General features: G+C 41.1%; 1 protein-coding gene. It reads right to left on the bottom strand.

Annotated elements, in window-relative coordinates; translation table 11 throughout:
- Nucleotides 1–5 precede the first annotated feature (5 nt).
- A complete protein-coding gene (locus PSI06_RS20950) occupies nt 6–1142 on the bottom strand; it encodes an ISAs1 family transposase (protein WP_029772849.1) in 1137 nt (378 codons plus the stop codon).
- Nucleotides 1143–1223: the final 81 nt, after the last annotated feature.

The following is a 1223-nucleotide window of genomic DNA, read 5'->3' as shown; positions in this document are numbered from 1 at the left end:
CACGGCTAGCGCATTTTAATCCCAGACTCTAACAGGGTTGAGCGGTAATCATCGTCTAGCCCTGCCATTTTCTTTTTCCTCGCCATACTAGCTGACTTAGATGTATCTTGTTTAAAAAGCGCCATGGCTATCTTTCGCATTACATTAAACATTAATGGCCCTTGAAGTTTGCGTATTCTCGATTCATCTTCTCTGAAGTTCATATCAAGCATCCAATGCATGCTTTCAACCTGCCAGTGACTGCGTACCGCATTGAGTGCTTGCGCTGCATTTAAGTCTAATGAACTTATATACCAGCGTGTTTCAGTGGTATCCGACCCTGCCGACTTATCATGAACTTCAGCCCTGACCTTAATAATACTCGTTAAGCCAGGCCAACGATAATCCTTGCCTAACCAGCTTTTATCTATAAGTAACTGCTGGCATGTACGTGTTTCAACACGCCCATGTCCTGAGCTTATTTCGGTATATTCATCACAATTATGCTGAGTTAACCTTTCACGCTCGCACTTGTGCCACCACGCTTCTAGTTCCTTTTGCATGCCTGAATGATTTCCTTTAAGTGCAAGAATATAATCTGCTTTTTGTTGGATGATTTGTTTTGCTATTTCTTGTTGGCATCCCATCGCATCTAACGTAATGATACTGTTTTCAATATCGAGCAGGGTGAGTAATTCTGGTATTGCGGTGATTTCATTTGTTTTATTATCAACAGCCGTCTGTCCAAGCACTAACTGGTGTTGGCAACTCCATGCACTGACCGTGTGTAAGGCACTTTTTCTGTCTTTTGTGGTAAATGAACGCCGTGCGGTTTTGCCATCAATAGCGATGATATCTGCACCTGTGGTTTCAATCAGTGATGATATCCAAGATTGAAATGCCCTTTCTATTTCATTTGCTTTTAACCGACACATGACGCGCGCAATCGTGTCATGTTTTGGAATTCCTGCGTTGAACGTACCGTATTTTTTTAACCAATCAAGCTTTAGGTGCCCAAAGTCTTCAATATCTTCCCATCCTTCTGCACCAGAGAGTACAGCGCTAATAGCAAGGAGAAGAATATCGATAAGTTCATGCTTTTTACAACGTTCAATGCGAGGATCTGTAATTGAATTAAAATGTTTCAGAAAAGTAGTGCTCATATTTATGCGACCAAGTAATTATTATGCCTTGATCTGATCACTACTTGCTCTATAAGTTCAATTTATAATGATCTTGCCGTG

The organism is Pseudoalteromonas sp. GABNS16E, assembly GCF_028598715.1.
In the GTDB taxonomy this organism is placed as follows: domain Bacteria; phylum Pseudomonadota; class Gammaproteobacteria; order Enterobacterales; family Alteromonadaceae; genus Pseudoalteromonas; species Pseudoalteromonas atlantica.
This window is presented reverse-complemented; position numbering and strand designations above follow the sequence as displayed.

Excerpts from the sequence above, each read along its gene's own strand:
- PSI06_RS20950 (WP_029772849.1), bottom strand. The coding sequence starts at position 1,142 with ATGAGCACTACTTTTCTGAAACATTTTAATTCAATTACAGATCCTCGC.